This window comes from Modicisalibacter xianhensis, from assembly GCF_900113605.1.
Taxonomy (GTDB): Bacteria; Pseudomonadota; Gammaproteobacteria; order Pseudomonadales; family Halomonadaceae; genus Modicisalibacter; species Modicisalibacter xianhensis.
Genome location: NZ_FOPY01000002.1, coordinates 195,439 through 214,955 on the forward strand (window position 1 = coordinate 195,439; position 19,517 = coordinate 214,955).

General features: G+C 64.3%; 20 protein-coding genes. 17 read left to right on the plus strand and 3 right to left on the minus strand.

All coding sequences use genetic code 11. From position 1 onward, the window contains the following. Positions 1-4: 4 nt before the first annotated feature. Positions 5-1,453, plus strand: coding sequence for an aldehyde dehydrogenase family protein (locus BM194_RS02760; protein WP_092843400.1), 1,449 nt, complete (start codon positions 5-7; stop codon positions 1,451-1,453). Between the two features lie 64 nt (positions 1,454-1,517). Here the strand turns inward: BM194_RS02760 and BM194_RS02765 are convergent, their stop codons facing one another. Beyond that, a complete protein-coding gene (locus BM194_RS02765) occupies positions 1,518-2,318 on the minus strand; it encodes an inositol monophosphatase family protein (RefSeq protein WP_092843402.1) in 801 nt (266 codons plus the stop codon). A 157-nt stretch (positions 2,319-2,475) separates the two neighbouring features. Between BM194_RS02765 and trmJ the strand changes: the two genes are divergently transcribed. From trmJ to BM194_RS02840, 15 genes are all read left to right on the plus strand, one after another. Beyond that, positions 2,476-3,255, plus strand: a complete 780-nt coding sequence (gene trmJ, locus BM194_RS02770; protein ID WP_092843404.1) for a tRNA (cytosine(32)/uridine(32)-2'-O)-methyltransferase TrmJ — start codon at positions 2,476-2,478, stop codon at positions 3,253-3,255. Positions 3,256-3,380: 125 nt separating this feature from the next. Further along, entirely contained in the window at positions 3,381-4,274 is an 894-nt protein-coding gene (gene cysE / locus BM194_RS02775; protein ID WP_244890859.1) for a serine O-acetyltransferase, read from the plus strand. A 123-nt stretch (positions 4,275-4,397) separates the two neighbouring features. Beyond that, a complete protein-coding gene (iscR, locus tag BM194_RS02780) occupies positions 4,398-4,868 on the plus strand; it encodes a Fe-S cluster assembly transcriptional regulator IscR (RefSeq protein ID WP_092843406.1) in 471 nt (156 codons plus the stop codon). A gap of 36 nt (positions 4,869-4,904) precedes the next feature. Continuing rightward, positions 4,905-6,053, plus strand: coding sequence for an aminotransferase class V-fold PLP-dependent enzyme (locus tag BM194_RS02785; RefSeq protein WP_092843408.1), 1,149 nt, complete (start codon positions 4,905-4,907; stop codon positions 6,051-6,053). 29 nt (positions 6,054-6,082) lie between these two features. Next, on the plus strand, positions 6,083-6,409 hold the full coding sequence (locus tag BM194_RS02790; protein WP_092843410.1) for a HesB/IscA family protein: 327 nt from the start codon (positions 6,083-6,085) through the stop codon (positions 6,407-6,409). A gap of 188 nt (positions 6,410-6,597) precedes the next feature. Beyond that, positions 6,598-7,023 carry a nucleoside-diphosphate kinase gene (ndk, locus tag BM194_RS02795; RefSeq protein WP_092843412.1) on the plus strand — a complete coding sequence of 142 codons (426 nt, stop codon included), beginning with the start codon at positions 6,598-6,600 and terminating at the stop codon, positions 7,021-7,023. Positions 7,024-7,106: 83 nt separating this feature from the next. After that, complete coding sequence (gene rlmN / locus BM194_RS02800; RefSeq protein WP_092843414.1) at positions 7,107-8,234, plus strand: dual-specificity RNA methyltransferase RlmN; 1,128 nt, start codon at positions 7,107-7,109, stop codon at positions 8,232-8,234. Positions 8,235-8,354: 120 nt separating this feature from the next. Next, the gene (gene pilW, locus BM194_RS02805; protein ID WP_092843416.1) at positions 8,355-9,104 is read left to right on the plus strand and encodes a type IV pilus biogenesis/stability protein PilW; all 750 of its coding nucleotides are present in this window, start codon (positions 8,355-8,357) and stop codon (positions 9,102-9,104) included. Between the two features lie 28 nt (positions 9,105-9,132). Beyond that, positions 9,133-10,215 carry a RodZ domain-containing protein gene (locus BM194_RS02810; protein WP_092843418.1) on the plus strand — a complete coding sequence of 361 codons (1,083 nt, stop codon included), beginning with the start codon at positions 9,133-9,135 and terminating at the stop codon, positions 10,213-10,215. Positions 10,216-10,223: 8 nt separating this feature from the next. After that, positions 10,224-11,336, plus strand: a complete 1,113-nt coding sequence (ispG, locus tag BM194_RS02815; protein WP_092843420.1) for a flavodoxin-dependent (E)-4-hydroxy-3-methylbut-2-enyl-diphosphate synthase — start codon at positions 10,224-10,226, stop codon at positions 11,334-11,336. A 26-nt stretch (positions 11,337-11,362) separates the two neighbouring features. Further along, the gene (hisS, locus tag BM194_RS02820; protein WP_092843422.1) at positions 11,363-12,679 is read left to right on the plus strand and encodes a histidine--tRNA ligase; all 1,317 of its coding nucleotides are present in this window, start codon (positions 11,363-11,365) and stop codon (positions 12,677-12,679) included. A gap of 70 nt (positions 12,680-12,749) precedes the next feature. After that, entirely contained in the window at positions 12,750-13,409 is a 660-nt protein-coding gene (locus BM194_RS02825; protein ID WP_092843424.1) for a YfgM family protein, read from the plus strand. Further along, a complete protein-coding gene (gene bamB, locus BM194_RS02830) occupies positions 13,406-14,560 on the plus strand; it encodes an outer membrane protein assembly factor BamB (protein ID WP_092843427.1) in 1,155 nt (384 codons plus the stop codon). Before BM194_RS02825 ends, bamB begins: the two co-directional genes overlap by 4 nt. A gap of 148 nt (positions 14,561-14,708) precedes the next feature. Beyond that, positions 14,709-16,112, plus strand: coding sequence for a ribosome biogenesis GTPase Der (gene der / locus BM194_RS02835; protein WP_092843429.1), 1,404 nt, complete (start codon positions 14,709-14,711; stop codon positions 16,110-16,112). 120 nt (positions 16,113-16,232) lie between these two features. After that, complete coding sequence (locus BM194_RS02840; protein ID WP_092843431.1) at positions 16,233-16,862, plus strand: hypothetical protein; 630 nt, start codon at positions 16,233-16,235, stop codon at positions 16,860-16,862. Between the two features lie 4 nt (positions 16,863-16,866). Here the strand turns inward: BM194_RS02840 and BM194_RS02845 are convergent, their stop codons facing one another. Next, complete coding sequence (locus BM194_RS02845; RefSeq protein ID WP_092843433.1) at positions 16,867-17,730, minus strand: ATP-binding protein; 864 nt, start codon at positions 17,728-17,730, stop codon at positions 16,867-16,869. A 107-nt stretch (positions 17,731-17,837) separates the two neighbouring features. Between BM194_RS02845 and BM194_RS02850 the strand changes: the two genes are divergently transcribed. Continuing rightward, positions 17,838-18,632: a M48 family metallopeptidase gene (locus BM194_RS02850; protein ID WP_092843435.1), complete on the plus strand. Its 795-nt coding sequence runs from the start codon at positions 17,838-17,840 to the stop codon at positions 18,630-18,632. A gap of 55 nt (positions 18,633-18,687) precedes the next feature. On the opposite strand, the gene aroE is transcribed toward BM194_RS02850, so the two are convergent. Further along, positions 18,688-19,500: a shikimate dehydrogenase gene (aroE, locus tag BM194_RS02855; protein WP_092843437.1), complete on the minus strand. Its 813-nt coding sequence runs from the start codon at positions 19,498-19,500 to the stop codon at positions 18,688-18,690. Positions 19,501-19,517: the final 17 nt, after the last annotated feature.

A 19,517-nucleotide genomic window follows, 5' to 3' on the forward strand; every position in this document is an offset into this window, starting at 1 on the left:
GCCCATGCAACGTCTCGACAAGCAATTCATCGACAACCAGTGGGTCGCTTCTCAGGCGACCCGGACCTTGCCGGTCACCAATCCTTACAGCGCAGCGGTGATCGCCGAGGTCACGGCCGGCGACAGCGCCGACGTGGAGGCTGCGGTCGCCGCGGCACGTCGTGCCCTGCCTGCCTGGCGCGCCCTGTCGGGTACCGAGCGGGCCGTATATCTGGATGGCTTTGCCGATGCGCTGAGCGCGCGCCGCGATGAACTGGTCCGACTGTCCGCGACCAACAACGGCAAGGTGCTGGCCGAGGCCGGCATCGACCTCGACGATGCCATCGCCTGCTATCGCTACTATGCCGGGCAGGCCCGCCAGCTCGATTCGCGACAGGGCCAGCCGGTGGCGCTGGAAATGGAGGGCGTCGAGGCGCGTTGTTATTTCGATCCGGTCGGTGTGGTCGGGCTGATAACGCCCTGGAACTTTCCGCTGGTGACCAGCGCCTGGAAACTCGCGCCCGCCCTGGCTGCCGGCTGTACAGTGGTGTTCAAGCCTTCCGAAGTCACGCCGCTACCCGAGCAGGCGCTGGCCGAGATCGCGCTCGAACTTGACCTTCCCGCTGGCGTGTTCAACCTGGTGCATGGCGATGGTCAGGGCATCGGCGAACCGCTGACCCGGCATCGCCACATCGACAAGGTCTCCTTCACTGGCAGCAACCGGGTTGGCGAAGCGGTAATGCGGGCCGTGGCCGACGGCAGCCGGAACATTTCGCTGGAGCTGGGCGGCAAGTCGCCGATCCTGGTGATGGAGGACGCTGACATCGAACGGGCCGCCGATCAGGTGATGGCTGGCCTCTACTTCAATGCGGGCCAGATCTGCTCGGCCACGTCGCGCCTGATCGTTCACACGTCGATTGCCGATGCCCTCTATGCTGCACTGGGCCGGCGCATCGATGCGCTGGTGCTGGGCAATCCTCTGGAGGAAACCACGACCATGGGTCCGCTGACTCATGCACGCCAGAAGGACAGCGTGGAAAACTACCTGGCGGTGGCCGCCGAGGAGGGCTTGAGCGCCGTTCGCGATTCGCGTGATTGCTCCCTGCCTGAGCAGGGCTTCTTCGTCGCGCCGACTCTCTATCGGGATGTCCCCACGACCAGCCGCCTATGGTGCGAGGAAATCTTCGGGCCGGTGCTGTGCGGGCGCAGCGTTGCCAGCGAACAGGAAGCCATCGAACTGGCCAACGACAGCGACTTTGGCCTCGCCGCCACGGTGATCAGCGGCGACCCGGCACGCGCCAGGCGCATCGGCCGCCAGCTGCAGGCGGGCAGTATCTGGTACAACAGTGAGCAATTGGTCTTGCCGCAAACGGCCTGGGGTGGCTTCAAGCGCAGCGGTATTGGCCGCGAACTCGGCCCTTGGGGACTAGCAAGTTATCAGGAGGTCAAGCACGTCATCGGGCCCGCCGACTAGATCCCTCACGAGCCACAAAAAAACCCCGCTGCAATACAGCGGGGTTCTGGTATGGGCTGGAATATCAGACCGATACGTGCGGCTTGAGCCGCTGCACCATCGCCTTGAACAGGCGTGGGCCGGCAGCCATGAGATCGCTCTCGGGGCCGACGCTGGGGGTACCGTCGGGACCGCCGATCAGCGCGCCGGCTTCCTTGAGCAGCAGCGAGCCGATCAGACTGTCCTGCTCCTCGAGACCCAGCACCAGCACGGCATCGGCACGGCCGGCAGCCATTTCGGCGATATCCAGCAATGGGCAGCCCGTGGCTATCACGGTCTCGACCTGGGGACCGAGTTGCTGCAGCACGCGCAGGTAGGTCGGGAAATGGCGGGCACGCAGCCAGCTTTCGGGCAGGCCCATGGCCAGACGAATGCCGGTGACGTTGGTCGCCTTGCTCACGCGGATACGCTTGCCGTTGTGCTGGGCGCCGCGACCGCGGCTGGCCAGGTATTCGTCGTCACTGAACGGGCAGATCACCACGGCATGTTCGGGGCGTCCCTTGACCAGGCACACCAGTGAAATGGCACAGCCGTTGCCTGCGACACCCAGGTTGGAATAGCCATGGAAGGGTTCGATCTTCCAGACGATGTCACGGCCTTCGCCCTCGCCGTCGCGGTGCGGCGTGAAGCGGCCGGAGACGCCATGCTGCGGATAGCCACGCGCGAGCTGACGCACGATCAGCGTCTCGGCGTTACGCGCGGCATCTTCCAGCAGGCCTTCGAGATTGCGGTCTTCATGAGCTGTCTCGATGCGCTCACGAATGCGCACGAACTGTTCGGCGGCGCTGCGCGCGGCGCGCAGCGCAAATTGGACCATCGGATGCATGATCGGGGCCTTGAGGAGTCGGTCACTGTTAAAGAACGCCGGGCATGCTAGCAAAAAGTCGCATCGTGGGCCACGAAAATCGCCCTGTCCCGCCGCCACGTCATGTCACATGGTAGACTGTCGGGTTCATCGTCAACGACTCGGATTGTTTCCTGACATGCCCGCTTCTGCCTTTTCCCTCGACCGCCTGCGCATCGTGCTTGTCGGCACCAGTCACCCCGGCAACATCGGCGGTGTCGCCCGCGCCATGAAGAACATGGGCCTTAGCGACCTGGCCCTGGTGGCACCGCGTTGCGAGGTACATTGCAGCGAGTCGATCTCGCGGGCGTCGGGAGCGGATGAGATTCTCGCCAAGGCCCAGGTTCATGACACGCTCGACGCGGCGCTCGGCGATACCACCCTGGCCGTGGGCGCCAGTGCTCGCTCGCGCACCCTGCCCTGGCCAATGCTCACGCCCCGCCAGGTGGGCGATAGTCTGAGTACGGAAATGGCTCACGACGCAGCCCGCGTCGCCCTGGTCTTCGGCCGCGAGGACACCGGACTTACCAATGCGGAACTGCAGCGCTGTCACCGTCACGTGCACATTCCCACCAACCCCGAGTTCAGTTCATTGAATCTGGCTGCCGCAGTTCAAGTGCTGGCCTACGAATGCCGACAGGCGTGGCTAGCGGCACCGGGCACCGAGAACGTTCACGAGGACGATGCCCCCTTCGGTGTCGAGTGGGACAGCCCGCTGGCCGACCATGCGGATCTGGAGCGCTTCTTCGAGCATCTGGAACGCACCCTGGTCGCCATCGAATTCCATGATCCCGACAATCCCCGGCAATTGATGGCCCGGCTGCGCCGTCTCTACCTGCGTGTGCGCCCCGACCGCATGGAGATCAACATCCTGCGCGGCATTCTCACTGCCATGGAAAAGCGCGCCCGCGGGCATTGACGAACTCGCTGAAACGTCGGTCCCGCACATACCTTGCAGGGCCGGGGCCGCGCCCCAATAATATTTGCCCCCACGATTCATCGCTGCGGTCGACTATCGGCCTGGCCCGTGACAAGGATCGCTTCATGTTCAGCCGTCTGCGTGAAGACATAAACAGTGTATTCGCCCGGGACCCTGCGGCCCGCAACTTCCTCGAAGTCCTGACCAACTATCCGGGCCTGCATGCCCTGCTCGCCCATCGCCTGAGCCATTGGCTGTGGGCGCACAACCTGAAGTGGCTGGCGCGCAGCATATCGACGCTGTTTCGTTGGCTGACGGGCATCGAGATTCACCCCGGGGCACGCATCGGTCGGCGCTTCTTCATCGATCATGGCATGGGCGTGGTGATCGGCGAGACCGCCGAGGTCGGCGACGATGTCACGCTCTATCAGGGCGTGACGCTGGGCGGCACCAGCTGGAACAAGGGCAAGCGGCATCCCACGCTGGAAGACGGCGTCATCGTCGGGGCCGGCGCCAAGATCCTCGGCCCGTTCACGGTCGGGGCCGGTGCCAAGATCGGCTCCAACGCGGTGATCACCAAGGCGGTGCCGGCCGGCGCCACGGTGGTCGGGATTCCGGGCAAGATCGTCAAGCGCGCCGACCCCGATGTGGAGGAAGTCCCGGCATTCGACCCGGAGCGGCGCGAGGCGATCCGCCAGAAGTTCGGCTTCGATGCCTATGGGGTCAGCCAGGACATGCCCGACCCGGTCGCGCGTTCCATGCAGGCGATGCTCGACCACATGCATGCCGTTGACCAGCGCATGGATATGATGTGCGAGACACTGCGCAAGCTCGATGCCGGCTATCGTGCGGGGCACTGGCCAGAGTTGCGCGACGAGGATTTCGCCGAGATCCTCGCCGATGTCGAGAGTTGCTGCTCGCTCCCCGAGGACGAGCCGGCAACGAAAGGCGATGACGGGAGCCAGGAGGCGTCTCCGGCGTCCCCGCTGCCTCGCAAGCGCTCCGGAGGGGAGCGCTGAGGCGATATGCAGAATAGTTGACCGTTCTAGTCGGTTTTTCCATAATGGCCGTTGTTCACCGGAGCGCCATCGGCGTTCCGGTATCGTTTCGGTCACTTGACAAGCCCGTGCGACTGACACTCTATGCGCCTGACCACCAAGGGACGCTACGCCGTCACCGCCATGCTCGACCTGGCCCTGCATGCCGACCAGACGCCCATTTGCCTGGCCGATATCTCGCGTCGCCAGGAAATTTCCCTGTCGTACCTCGAGCAGCTTTTCGCCAAGCTACGGCGGGCCAAGCTGGTCAAGAGCGTACGCGGGCCCGGCGGTGGTTATCTTCTGGCGGTGTCACCGGCGGCCGTGTCGGTGGCCCGCGTGATCGATGCCGTCAACGAGTCGGTGGACGCCACCCGGTGCCAGGGCTTGTCTGACTGCCAGCAGGGCAGCACCTGCCTGACTCATCACTTGTGGTGCGAACTGACTCACGAAATTCATGCATTTCTCGACGGTGTGACCTTGGCTGACCTGGTCGAGCGTCATGAGGTGCGCAACATTGCCGCTCGCCAGCGACAGCGTGTCGATGGCGACACCATTGCCGTGGACTCGCCCTGACCGGGCCCGATTTCACTTAACGGTGGACAACACGTCATGAACGGACCCGTTTATCTCGATTACGCCGCGACTACCCCGGTCGACCCCCGTGTCGCCGAGGTCATGAGCCGGCACCTGACGCTGGACGGCATCTATGCCAACCCGGCGTCGCGCAGCCACATGCCCGGCTGGCAGGCCGAACAGACCGTCGAGAACGCCCGCCGCCAAGTGGCCGACCTGATCGGTGCCGACCCGCGCGAGATCGTCTGGACCTCCGGCGCCACCGAAGCCGACAACCTGGCTCTGATCGGCTTCATGCGCGCCAACCGCGCACGTGGACGTCACCTGATCACTTCTACCATCGAACACAAGGCGGTAGTGGATACCGCCACCGCCCTGGAGGCGGAGGGCTTCGAGGTGACCTGGCTGTCGCCGGGCCCCGATGGCCGCGTCTCGCCCACACAGCTGGCCGAGGCCATGCGCGACGATACCCTCCTGGTGTCGCTGATGGCGGTGAACAACGAACTCGGCGCGATCCACGACCTGGCGGCGCTCTCCGAAGTCACCCACGCGCACGGCGCCGTGCTGCATGTCGATGCCGCCCAGGCCTCGGGCCGCATCCCGCTGGACGTCAACCAGTTGGGAATCGATCTGATGTCGCTGTCGGCTCACAAGGTCTACGGTCCCAAGGGGGTCGGTGCGCTCTACGTTCGCCGCAGCCCCGACATTCGGGTCGAGGCACTGATTCACGGGGGCGGCCATGAACGCGGCATGCGTTCGGGCACGCTACCCACCCACCAGATCGCCGGCATGGGCGAGGCCTTTGCGCTCGCCGAACGCGAAGGCCAGCAAGACCAGGAGCGCATTGCTGGCTTGTCGCAGCGCTTTCTCGACGGCTTGAGCGACCTGCCCGGCGTGCACCGCAACACGGTGGCTGAGGTATCGGTACCCAATATCGTCAACCTGGCCTTCGACGGGGTGGATGGCGAGTCGCTGTTGATGGCGTTGCGCGGCATTGCGGTATCCACCGGCTCGGCCTGCAACTCGGCGAGCGTCGAGCCGTCCTACGTGCTCAAGGGTATTGGCGTGCCTCGCGCGCGTGCACTGACGTCATTGCGCTTCAGCTTTGGCCGCTTCACCACCGAGGAAGACATCGATACTGCCATTGCCGAACTACGGCATGCCGTGACTACACTGCACCCATGACACGCCGCTTCATCATCGAGGAGTAAACAATGGCTCAACTCAAGATCACCCCTGCAGCCGCCAGTCAGATCCGCCAGGTCCTCGACGAGCGCGGCCACGGCCTGGGCCTGCGGGTGAGCGTCAAGCCCAGTGGCTGCTCCGGTTACAGCTACGTGCTCGACTTTGCCGACGAGGCCGCCAATGAAGATATCGCCTTCGAGGAGCACGGCGCCAAGGTCTACGTGGCCCCCGACGCCTTGGCGATGCTCGACGGCAGCGAGGTGGACTATGTGTCTGAAGGTCTCAATCGCTTCTTCCGCTTCAACAATCCCAACGTCAAGGATCAGTGTGGCTGCGGCGAAAGCTTCAGCGTCTGATTCTCGGCAAGGCCTGCCCCGCTCGCGTGTCGCAGGATGCGTAACCGTGGTCGAGCCGCTATAATGTCGCGATTTTCGGTACCGTCCAACCCGGTTTGCCGAAACGCATTCTGCGCGTCGCTCCCAGCGGCGCGCAGCCGTCTTTATATCCATGACATCTCGATAGTCGAACCCAACGGAGTCTTTGCATGGCCAATCAGCGCACCCTTTCCATCATCAAGCCCGACGCCGTCGCCAAGAACGTCATCGGCGAAATCTACAGCCGCTTCGAGCAGGCCGGCCTGAAGGTCGTTGCCGCCAAGATGCTGCACCTTTCCAAGGAACAGGCCGAAGGTTTCTACGCCGAGCACAAGGAACGCGGTTTCTTCGGCGAGCTGGTCGGCTTCATGACCTCCGGCCCGGTGATGGTCCAGGTACTCGAAGGCGATGACGCCATTGCCAAGAACCGTGAACTGATGGGTGCCACCAACCCCAAGGAAGCCGCGCCCGGCACCATCCGCGCCGACTTTGCCCAGTCCATCGACGCCAACGCCGTGCATGGCTCCGACTCGCCGGAATCCGCCGAGCGTGAAGTCGCCTATTTCTTCAGCAGCGACGAGATCTGCCCGCGCTGATTCGTCGACGGTGGGGGGGCTACCTCCCCACCTGACGCCTCCGCTCCGAGCTCGTCCTGCTCCGTGCCCTACCGATAGCGATTATGACTGCCACCACCCAATCCTCGCGTACCAACCTGCTTGGCCTGTCTCGTGACGAGATGGAGGCCTTCTTCGTTTCCATCGGCGAGAAGAAATTTCGTGCCGCCCAGGTCATGAAGTGGATCCACCATGAAGGCTGCGACGACTTCGAGGCCATGACCAACCTCTCCAAGGCGCTGCGCGCGCGACTGGCCGAGGTTGCCGAAATCCGTGGCCCCGGCGTTGTCTACGAAGGCACGTCCAGCGACGGCACCCGCAAATGGGTCCTAGAGGTCGAGGACGGCAGTTATGTGGAAACGGTACTGATACCCTCGGACAACGGCACCCGTCGCACCCTGTGCGTGTCATCCCAGGTCGGCTGTTCGCTGGACTGCAGCTTCTGCTCAACCGGCAAGCAAGGCTTTCAGCGCAACCTGACCGCCGCTGAGATCATCGGTCAGGTGTGGGTCGCCCAACGCAGTGTGGGTCCGCGCCGCGACACCGCCAACCGCCCCGTCACCAACGTAGTGATGATGGGCATGGGCGAGCCGCTGCTCAACTACGACAACGTCGTGCCGGCGATGAAGCTGATGCTCGACGACAACGGCTACGGCCTCTCCAAGCGTCGCGTCACCCTTTCCACCTCGGGCGTCGTGCCGATGATCGACCGACTCGGCGACGAGATCGACGTGAGCCTGGCCATTTCGCTGCATGCCGCCAACGATGAGTTGCGCAACGAACTGGTGCCGCTCAATCGCAAGTACAACATCCGCACCTTGCTCGACGCCTGCCAGCGCTATCTGGCGAAGTGCGACGACACGCGGATGATCACCATCGAGTACACGCTGATCAAGGACGTCAACGATCAGCGCGAGCATGCCGAGCAACTGGCGGCCCTGCTCAAGGAACTGCCCTGCAAGATCAACCTGATCCCGTTCAACCCGTTCCCTCACTCGGGCTACGAAAAGCCATCACGCAACCAGACGATGCGCTTTCAGCAGTGGCTCTACGAGTTGGGCTATACCGCCCCGATCCGTACCACGCGCGGTGATGACATCGACGCCGCCTGCGGCCAGCTCGTCGGTCGGGTGAAGGACAGGACCCGGCGCCACGAGCGCTACATTCAATCGATTCAGCTCGATGCCGACTGAATGAAGTGCCGACCTTGACTTCAACTGGGCACGGCGCTTTGATGAGTACGCTTCATAGTTTACTGCGGTCACCTTGGCCTGACGCTGTGGCCTAACCGTAAGATTTCACTCGAGGAGTGCATGATCCGACGCTGTCGTTCGTCATCGCTGACCAGACTATGTGCCGTCACGCTCGGCGTGCTCTGGCTATCCGGCTGCACGACCACGACGCTGGAACAGCCGACCCGTACGGCGGATCTGGATCAGGCACTCAAGCTCAATGTCACCATGGGTATCGAGTACATGGAGCAGGGCAACCTGCGCCGTGCCCAGGACAAGCTCGACCGGGCGCTGGAAATCGCTCCCGACGACCCCGGGGCGCTCCAGGCCCAGGCCCTGCTTTATCAACGCCAGGGCGAGACGACGCACGCCGACCGGTTTTTCCAGCGCGCCCTGGCGGAAGCACCCGACTTCACTCGTGCCCGTAACAACTATGCGGCCTTCTTGTTTGCCCAAGGCCGCATCGAGGCCTCCTGCGAGCAACTCGAACGTGCCACGCAGGATCTCAAGTACGATAACCGTGCCCAGCTCTATACCAACCTGGGCATTTGCCAGCGCGAGCTGGGCGACCTTCAGGCGGCCCGCGCCAGCCTGGAGCGTGCGCAGGCCATCGACCCGCGCAACGCCCGGACGTACCTGACGCTGGCCCAGATCAATCATGCACAGGGCAATGACGAGCGCGCCTGGGAACAGCTGCAAACGTTCATCCGGCTGGCCGGCATGAACCCCGAAGGACTGCGTCTGGCGCAACGAATCGCCAGCGCTCGCGGGGATGCCGTAACTGCCGCTTTCTATTCACGCCAGCTCGACGAATACGAAGGCGCCCCCTGACCATACGCATCAAGAGGATTGCTCAGTCATGAGCGAAGCACAAGAACGACAGGAAGCCAGCTTCGACCCCGCCGGTCACACCTCACCCGGTCAGCAGCTCAGACGTGAGCGTGAACGCCAGGGGCTCGGGCTCGAGGAAGTGGCGGTTCAGCTCAACCTGCGCCCGGCCGTGGTGGCCGGCCTGGAAGAGGACCGCTACGACGAGGTTCCCATTCCGGCCTACCGCCGCGGCTACCTGCGCGCCTACGCTCGCCTGATGGGCCTCGACGAACGTCAGATCGTCGAGGCTTACAATAACCTGAATGGCCGGGGCGACCTCGACCGCAAGGTCACGCCCGTTAACGTCACCAAGCCACCATCCCGGGTCGGTGCCTGGGTCTTCAAGCTGGTCACGCTGCTGGTCATTCTTGGCCTGATCGGCCTGACCCTGCTCTGGTGGCAAAGCCGCAACGGCAACGAGCTGATGGAAGGCCTGGGCCTGAGCGATTCCGTCGAGGTCAGCCCGATGGACGAACAAGCGGCAAATGATACTGCGGCCCAGCCCGACGAGACCGAGAGCGAGGTCTTGCCGCCGCTGCCCGAGGAAAACAGCGAACTCGGTCTTGTCGAGGACGATAGCGCCACCGCTGGCGAGACGCCCCCGCCCTCCGCGGATGAGGCCGACACGAGTGCCCCCGACTCCACAACCACGCCGGGCGAGGCTGCCGATGCGACCGCAACGGCAGCAGCCAATGACGTAGCGAACACCGACGACACGGCACCCGTAGAGGCAACGCCCGACGAGACCGGCGCCGCGCCCGAAGATTCGGCGGCGGCCGAAGGCGGCGAAGCCGAGGCGACTACGCAGGCCGAGACGCCGGCCGTCGACAATCGCCGCATGCAATTCACCTTCAACGAACAGTCATGGACCGAGGTCTACGATGCCAATGGCCAGCGCATCTTCGTCGGTCTGCAATCGCCCGGCACCGAGGCGACCGTGGAGGGCGAGCCTCCGTTCCGCCTGACCGTGGGTAATGCCAGCGGTGTCGAACTACGTTATCGCGGCGAGCCGGTCGACCTCCGTGCTCGTGCCGGCGGCAACAATGTCGCCCGCTTTACCATGGGAGAATGATTCAGGCTATGCACGCTCAGTCTCCGATCCAACGGCGCAAGTCTCGCCAGATCCATGTCGGCTCGGTGGCGGTAGGTGGCGACGCTCCCATCTCCGTCCAGAGCATGACCAACACCGACACGCTCGATGTCGAGGCCACGGTGGCGCAGATCCAGCGCCTGGAAGCCGCCGGCGCCGATATCGTGCGCGTTTCGGTCCCGACCATGGATGCCGCCGAGGCCTTCGGTCGCATCAAGCGTCAGGTTCAGGTGCCCCTGGTCGCCGACATCCACTTCGACTACAAGATTGCCCTGCGCGTCGCCGAGCTCGGTGTCGACTGCCTGCGCATCAATCCCGGCAACATCGGCCGAGAGGACCGGGTGCGCGCCGTGGTCGAGGCCGCCCGCGACAACGGCATCCCGATCCGCATCGGCGTCAATGCCGGCTCGCTGGAGAAGGACCTGCAGAAAAAGTACGGCGAGCCCACCCCCGCTGCGCTGGTCGAGTCGGCCATGCGCCACATCGATCATCTCGACAAGCTCGACTTTCCCGACTTCAAGGTCAGCGTCAAGGCCTCGGACGTGTTCATGGCGGTCGCTGCCTATCGGGATCTGGCGACTCGCATCGAGCAGCCCCTGCACTTGGGGATCACCGAGGCCGGCGGATTGCGTTCGGGGACCGTCAAGTCGTCGATCGGGCTGGGCATGCTGCTGATGGATGGCATCGGCGATACCATCCGCGTGTCGCTGGCGGCCGACCCCGTCGAGGAGGTCAAGGTCGGCTACGACATGCTCAAGAGCCTGCGCCTGCGCGCCAAGGGCATCAATTTCGTCGCCTGCCCGAGCTGCTCGCGCCAGAACTTCGACGTGATCGGTACCATGAACGCACTCGAGGAGCGTCTCGAGGACATCATGACGCCACTCGACGTCTCGGTGATCGGCTGTGTGGTCAATGGCCCCGGTGAAGCCAAGGAAAGTGACATCGGTCTGACTGGCGGCAGTCCTGCCAACCTCGTCTACATCGATGGCAAACCGGCAACCAAGCTGCGCAACGACCACCTCGTCGACGACCTGGAGCGCTTGATCCGCGAGAAGGTCCGTGAAAAACAAGCCGCCGAGCAGGACATGATCGCTCGCAGCTGAGGTTTCTTTTCGGCCGGGTGCGGGCCATGCCAGCCCGTGACTCGGCATCCCAGGAGTTACCCTTGAGCAAGAAGATCCAGGCCATTCGTGGCATGAACGACCTGTTGCCCGAACAATCGCCACTGTGGCAGTACTTCGAGCATCAGGTCGAGGCGCTGATGCAACGCTACGGCTATCGTGAGATACGCACCCCCATCCTAGAGCAGACAGCCCTGTTCGCTCGCTCCATCGGCGAGGTCACCGACATCGTCGAGAAGGAGATGTACACCTTCGAGGATCGCAACGGCGACAGCCTGACGCTGCGTCCGGAAGGTACCGCAGCCTGCGTGCGTGCTGCCATGGAACACGGCCTGCTGCACAACCAGACCCAGCGCCTATGGTACCAGGGGCCCATGTTCCGCCATGAACGCCCCCAGAAAGGCCGTTATCGTCAGTTCCATCAGGTCGGAGTCGAGACCTTCGGCATGGAAGGGCCCGATATCGATGCCGAGGTCATCCTGCTGTCGGCGCGCCTGTGGAAGCAGCTCGGTCTGTACGAGCACGTGACCCTGGAACTCAACTCGCTGGGCTCGCTGGAGGCTCGCCAGGCCTATCGCGACACGCTGGTAGCCTACTTCGAGCAGCACCGCGACGTGCTCGACGAGGACTCGCTGCGCCGCCTGTCGAGCAATCCGCTACGCATCCTGGACTCGAAGAATGCCGACATGGCCGAGATGCTGGCCGGCGCGCCGCAATTGCTCGATCATCTCGACGCCGAATCGCGCGAGCATTTCGAGCAGCTCACCTCGCGTCTCGATGCGGCAGGCATCGCCTACCGCATCAATCCGCGCCTGGTGCGTGGCCTCGATTACTATTCACGGACCGTGTTCGAGTGGACCACCACGGCATTGGGCAGCCAAGGCACCGTCTGTGCCGGTGGCCGTTACGACGGACTGGTCGAACAGCTGGGGGGCAAGCCCATCCCGGCCGTCGGTTTTGCCATGGGCGTGGAGCGCCTGATCCTGCTGCTCGAGACACTCGACCTGATTCCCGAGGACAGCCAACGCGGCCCCGATGCCTACCTGCTGGCCATGGGCGAGCGTGCGGAGCGCGAGGCACTGCTGCTCGGCGAAACCCTTCGCGATGCCCTGCCGACCCTGTCCCTGCAGTTGCACTGCGGCGGGGGTGGCTTCAAGAGCCAGATCAAGAAGGCCGACAGGAGCGGGGCCCGCGTAGCGCTGATACTCGGCGAGGACGAGGTCGATCAGGGCACGGTCGGGGTCAAGTTTCTGCGCGAGGAGCGCGAGCAGGAGACCTTGGCTCGTAATGACATCAGCAAGGCGCTGGCGGACCTGCTGGCCTGACGCCTCGCCGCGTCAAGGCGCCTCGGACAAGGCACGCCCTCGTTTCAGACAGACGTTAAGGAGACCGCCTGTGGCGGAACTGCAAACCGAAGAAGAACAGCTTGAGGCCATCAAGCGCTGGTGGAAGGCCAATGGCACATCCCTGATCGCCGGTGTGGTGATTGCCGCCGCCGGTGTCTTCGGCTGGAAGGCCTGGCAAAGCTATCAGGCCAATCAGGCCGAGGCGGCCTCCATGCGCTACCAGCAACTGCTGTCGCTGGCTGGCCAGGATGAGCTCGAGGCCGATGCGATGGCCCAGGCCCAGCAACTGATCGGCGAAATCCAGGATGAGCACGGCGGCACGCTGTATGCCGACCTGTCCGCCCTGCTCCAGGCACGCCTGGCCATTGCCGATGGCAACCATGCAGCAGCGATGGACGCCCTGCAGGGTCTGATCGAGCGTACCGAGCGTCCTTATCTTCAGGGCCTGGCACGCCTGCGCCTGGCGCGCGTACAGCTGGCCGACGGCAATCCCGACAAGGCACTGGCCACACTCGAGGCCGGTGTTCCTGACGCCCTGAGTGCCCAGCAGGCCAACACCCGTGGCGACATTCTCGTTGCCCTGGGTCGCGAGGACGAGGCCCGCGACGCCTACCGCAACGCCCTGCGCCTGGTGCAGGAAGGCGGCCAACCGGTGCCCGGCGTTCAGCTCAAGCTCGACAATCTCGGCGCAGAGGATGCCACGCTATGAAGACGTCTACGCTTTTCCTTCCCGCAGTTCTGGTTGCCCTGCTGGCCGGCTGTGCCGGCTCCGTCGAGCCTGAATACGAACCACGTGAACTGACCGATATCAATCCACAGGTCGAACTCGACCGTGACTGGAGCCAGGGCATCGGTGAAGGGCTGGGCGTGGCCCGCTACCCCATCACCCCGGCGCTCGATGATGGCGTCCTGTACGCTGCCGACCAGTCCGGGCTGGTGCGTGCCATCGATGCCGCCACAGGGGAGCGCCAGTGGCAGGTCGAACTCGGCACGCCCATCTCCAGCGGCCTGCGCGCCGTGGCCGGTCGCGTCTACCTGGGTACGCGTAATGGTGAGGTCGTGGCACTGGATCAATCCAGCGGCGAGGAGCAGTGGCGCGCCCGGGTTTCCAGCGAGGTACTTGCACCGCCCCAGGCCAATAACCGATTGCTGATCGTACAGAGCGTGGATGGAGCCGTCACCGCCCTGGACCGTACCACCGGCGAGGAGCAGTGGGTCTACAACAGCAGCGAGCCGGCGCTGACCCTGCGCGGCACCGGCACACCGCAGGTCATCGACCAGGTCACCTTCGCCGGCTTCGCCAACGGTCGCCTGGTCACTCTGGACAACCGCAGCGGACAGGCACTGTGGGACATGCGTGTCGCCGTGCCTCAAGGCCGCAGCGAAGTCGAACGTCTGGTCGACCTCGACGGCCAGCCGCTGCTGACCCGTGACGGTCGCCTTTATGTCACCAGCTACAACGGCCGCCTGCTGGCGCTGGAAGCCACCAGCGGCGAAGTGCTCTGGGAGCGTGAATCATCGAGCTACCTGAGCCCCATGCTGGTCGGCGATACGCTGTACACGGTCAACGAGGCCAGTCACGTCCTGGCGCTGGATGCTCTGTCCGGTCGCGTCATCTGGGAGTCCGATGCGCTGGAAGGCCGCTGGCTGACCTCGCCGACTTTCGTCGACGGCCGCATCGTGGTAGGCGACTATGAAGGTTACATCCATCTGCTCGACGCCCGAAGTGGCGATTTGGTGGGTCGGCGCAATGTCGGTGATAGCATCAGCCTCGAGCCCATCGGCAATGGACAGCGCCTCTATGTGATGACCAACGACGGTGAACTTAGCGCCTTCGACGTATCTGCCACCGGCAACTGATCCCTGACGTGCAGGCACATCCGCCTGCACGGTTCCCATAGACTGCTTTCGCGGATGGGCGCACCCTGGCAAGCAATGCTAGAATCGCGCCCAATCCAACAGAAACCCTACCGGTTTCTGCCGACTCCTGACTCGATTCCCGAATGCCATGAATCCCGTGATCGCCCTGGTCGGCCGACCCAATGTCGGCAAGTCGACCCTTTTCAATCGCCTCACCCGCACGCGTGATGCCCTGGTCGCCGATTTCCCCGGCCTGACCCGGGATCGCAAGTACGGCAATGGCCAGCTCGGTGGCAAGACCTACACCGTCATCGACACAGGCGGTATCAGCGGCGATGAGGAAGGCATCGATGCGGCCATGGCCGAGCAGTCGCTGCTGGCCATCGATGAGGCCGATATCGTGCTGTTCCTGGTCGATGCACGTACCGGCCTGCACGTGGCCGACGAGGCCATCGCCAACCATCTGCGCGTCAACCAGAAGAAGACCTGGCTGGTCGTCAACAAGACCGATGGCCTGGAAGAGCACTCGGCCATGGCCGACTTCTGGGCCCTTGGCCTGGGCGACCCACGCCCCATCGCCGCCGCGCATGGACGCAACGTCACAGCACTGATCGACGAGGTACTGGCGCCCTTCCCCGAGCGTGAGGAAAACGCGCCGCCCCCCGCCACCGAGCAGGGTATTCGCATCGGCGTGATCGGTCGGCCCAATGTCGGAAAGTCGACGCTGGTCAACCGATTGCTCGGCGAGGAGCGCGTGGTGGTCTTCGACGAGGCCGGCACCACGCGAGATGCCATCGAGATTCCCTTCGAGCGCCGTGGCAGACCCTACGTGCTGGTGGATACCGCCGGGGTACGGCGACGCAAGAACGTCAGCCTGGCCGCCGAAAAGTTCTCGATCATCAAGACGCTGGAAGCGATCAAGGAGTGCCATGTCGCGATCATGGTACTCGATGCACGCAGCGGCCTGGTGGAACAGGACCTGCACCTGCTCGACTACGTGCTCAGCACGGGCCGTGCCCTGGTTCTGGCGGTCAACAAGTGGGATGGTCTGGAAAGCGAGCAGCGCGAGAAGATGCGCGCCGACATCAAGCGTCGCCTGGGGTTTGCCGATTATGCCGACCTGCACTTCATCTCGGCATTGCATGGCACGGCAGTGGGCGATCTCTACCCATCCGTCGAGCGCGCCTTCAAGGCAGCGACCGCGCACTGGTCGACCAACCGCCTCACCAATATCCTCCAAGATGCGGTCAGCGAACACCAGCCGCCACTGGTGCATGGGCGTCGCATCAAGTTGCGCATGGCGCACCAGGGCGGCAGCAATCCGCCGATCATCGTCGTTCACGGCAATCAGACAGAAGCCTTGCCGGAAGCCTACAAGCGCTACCTGACCAATACGTTCCGCAAGGTGCTCAAGGTGCGCGGCACGCCGATGCGCTTCGAGTTCCGTTCCGGCAAGAACCCCTACGACAGCAACGCCGATGCCAGCGATCGCGAAAAGGCTCGCGCCCGCCAGCTGGCCCGCACCAAGGAGGCTCGCCGCAACCGCCGTTGACACGGCGACGGCCGGCGCTGCTCGAATTCGCTTGTCGCCCTTTCGTGGGTAGTCCTAGAATGCGCGCGCCTGGCAGTAACCGCCAGGCGCTTATCCCATCCCTGTTGTCCGGAGCGCTGCATGCCCTCTTTCCGTTCCGACCGTCGCCACCTGTGGCGCGGACTGCGTGTTCTTCCCTTTTGCATCGCGCTACTGCTCGCGGGCTGCCTGGCATTGCCTCAGACCGGCCTGTTCGCGATGCGCCTGACGCTCACTTCGCTGGGTGTCGAGAAGGTGCGAATCGGGCCATATGACGTTAGTGCCGGCCTGGACACCAGCGACCTGACCTCATTGCTCGCCTCCAGCCTGGGTACTGGCAGCCTGCCGATCCAGGCTACGCTGGCGCTGGGGCTGGGATTGCCCAGCGGGCTGCCACCGGTGCAGCTCGACGGCTTCGGCTGGAAACTGGACGTGCCCGGTGCCGAGCCAGTCAGTGGCCACTATGCCGAGAGTGTCGCACTCACCCCGGGTGACGCTGCCGATGTGCGCCTGCCGGTACGCTTCGACCTGCTCGGTGACAGCCAGAAGTTGATGCCCATGGTGCAGTTGGCCAGACAACTGGCCAGCCAGGGTGAGTTGCCGGAAGGCAGCGAGCTGAGCATCGACCCGGGCGATGTGCGCGGGCTGGGCATGAAGCTGCCGACCGGAGCGTGGATGCCAACCCTGCGATTCACCGTCGGCCCGGAGGGCAACCTGCAGCCCCAGCAGTAGCTCGTCAGCGCTCGAGTCCCTGCCGCCCGACCCAGTGGCAGGCGAATTGCCAGGCGGCCCGTCCGCTGCGTCCGCCACGTAGCGTGGCGAAGCGGACGGCCTCCTCGCGGGCTTCCTCGCTCCAATCCAGCCCAGCGCCGAGTTGGCCAACCCAATGGCGGCAGGCTTCGAGATAGGTGTCCTGGTTGAAGGGGTGGAAAGCCAGCCACAGGCCGAAGCGATCCGACAACGAGATCTTCTCCTCGACGGCATCGCCATGGTGAAGCTCATCCCCCACCAGCCGGGTCTCGGCATTGTCGCTCAGCGATTCGGGCAGCAGATGACGGCGGTTGGAGGTGGCGTAGAGCAGGACGTTTTCGGGAGGCCCGGTCAACGTCCCGTCAAGCACGCTCTTGAGCGCCTTGTAGGCATCGTCGTTGCCTTCGAAAGACAAATCGTCGCAATACACCACGAAACGCTGCGGCCGGTCGCGCAGCTGCTGGACCAGGGCGGGCAGCCCCACCAGGTCGTGCCGGTCCACCTGAATCAGGCGCAGCCCCTCCTTCGCCAAGGTGTTCAGCAAGGCCCGAACCAGCGAGGACTTGCCACTGCCGCGCGCGCCCCACAGCAGTGCGTGGTTGGCTGGCAGGCCGCGAAGAAAAGCCCGGGTATTGTCGAGCAGCGCCCGCTTCTGGCGCTCCACGCCAAGCAGATCGTCCAACGTCACGGCGTCACGTACCTGTACCGGCAAAAGCTGGCCGCCCAGGGCATGGCGTTGCCACAGGGCGGCAACGTCCTGCGACCAATCCAGCCGGGGCGGCTCTTCGGGTAGCCAGGCTTCGACACGGTCGAGCAGGCGGGAAAGACGCTGGGACAGCTCGGCATCCATCGTTTTAGACTCCTAAGTCGGCAATGGTTGACCCTGCAGGGCATCCGGGTATCTTGAAGCCCAATACGATCACGGTCCAGACGGACAGGACGCCAGGAGACACACCCATGAAGTGGATGAAGCGCAGCGCCATTGGCGCCTTGATGATCACCCTTGCCGCCTGCAGCCAGTCGCCGACCGGCCGCTCGCAGTTGACCCTGTTCTCGCAGGAACAGCTCAGTGAAATGGGCGAGCAGAGTTTCGCCCAGTACGAACAGCAACTGCCGGTGGTTGGTGGCCAGGTGAACAGTTACGTGCAGTGCGTGGCGTCAGCCATCACCAGCCAACTGAATTCGGGCGGTGCGTGGGAGGTCAAGGTCTTCCAGGACGAGTCGGCCAACGCCTTCGCCCTGCCCGGTGGCTACATTGGCGTCAATACCGGCCTGCTCGATGTGGCGACCAACCAGGACCAGCTGGCCGCCGTCATCGGTCACGAGATCGCCCACGTCATGGCGGACCATGCCAATGAACGTGTCTCCCAGCAGGCCGCCACCCAGACCGGCCTTTCGGTGTTGCAGGCTGCGGCCGGCCTGGAAGGCGCCGGCGGCCAACAGCTCATGGGGCTGCTCGGCGCGGGTGCGCAGTACGGCATTCTCATGCCGTTCTCGCGCAAGCAGGAAAGCGAGGCTGACGTGGTAGGGCTGAACCTGATGGCCAGGGCGGGGTTCGACCCTCGCGAGAGCGTCGATCTGTGGCAGAACATGTCAGCCAATAGCCAAGGACAGCCACCGGTGTGGATGTCGACTCACCCCAGCCATGGCCAGCGTATCGGCGGTCTTCAGGAACAGATGGACGACGCGCTGGCACTGTACCAGCAGGCGCAAGCCTCGGGCCAGACGCCCAATTGCCGTCGACCGGGCTAATAAGCCAGCCTCGGCATCCTGATGCGTCACCCGGCAAGGCCGGGTGACGTTCAGCTCATATCTCGCTGCGCAGCAGCTCTCTGACCGGGCCAGTCTCGGGCCGCCGGTTGCGCCACAGGAAGTAGGATTCCGCTGCTTGCTCGATCAGCATGCCCAGGCCATCCACAGTGCGAGCGCCATGCTCGGCGGCCCAGCGCAGGAAGACCGTCGGCTCGGCACCATACATCATGTCATAGGCCAGCGCCGCGTCAGCAAACAGGTCGTCGGGCAAAGGGGGCAGCTCACCGCCCAGGCTGGCACTGGTGCCATTGACGACCAGATCGAACGTCCCCACGATTTCGTCGAAGCCACCACCGGTAGTTTCGCCCAGGTCGGCGAAATCGTCGGCGAGTTGGCGTGCCTTGTCAGCGGTACGGTTGGCGATCATCAGTACCGCGGGCCGGGCCGCCAGCAGCGGCTCGAGCACGCCACGCACAGCCCCCCCGGCACCCAGCACCAGAATTCGTGCGCCTTCCAGCGGTGCGGCATGCGCCTGCAGGTCACGCACCAGACCGATGCCATCCGTGGTATCGCCGTAGGTGTCGCCCTGCTTGCCGAGCACCAGCGTGTTCACTGCGCCGGCACGTCGGGCACGTGGACTCAGCACGTCAGCCAGTCGGTAGGCATCTTCCTTGAAAGGCACGGTGACATTGCCCCCCTTGCCGCCATGGTTGACGAAGTCCCGCCAGGCGCCCGCGAAACCATCGAGCGGTGCCTCGATGGCCTCGTAGGCGATCTCGGCACCAAACTGCTCGGCAAAGGCCTTGTGGATGCGGGGCGACCTCGAGTGACCGACCGGATGGCCGAACACGCAATAACGATCTGTCATCTCTCGACTCCTGTTCG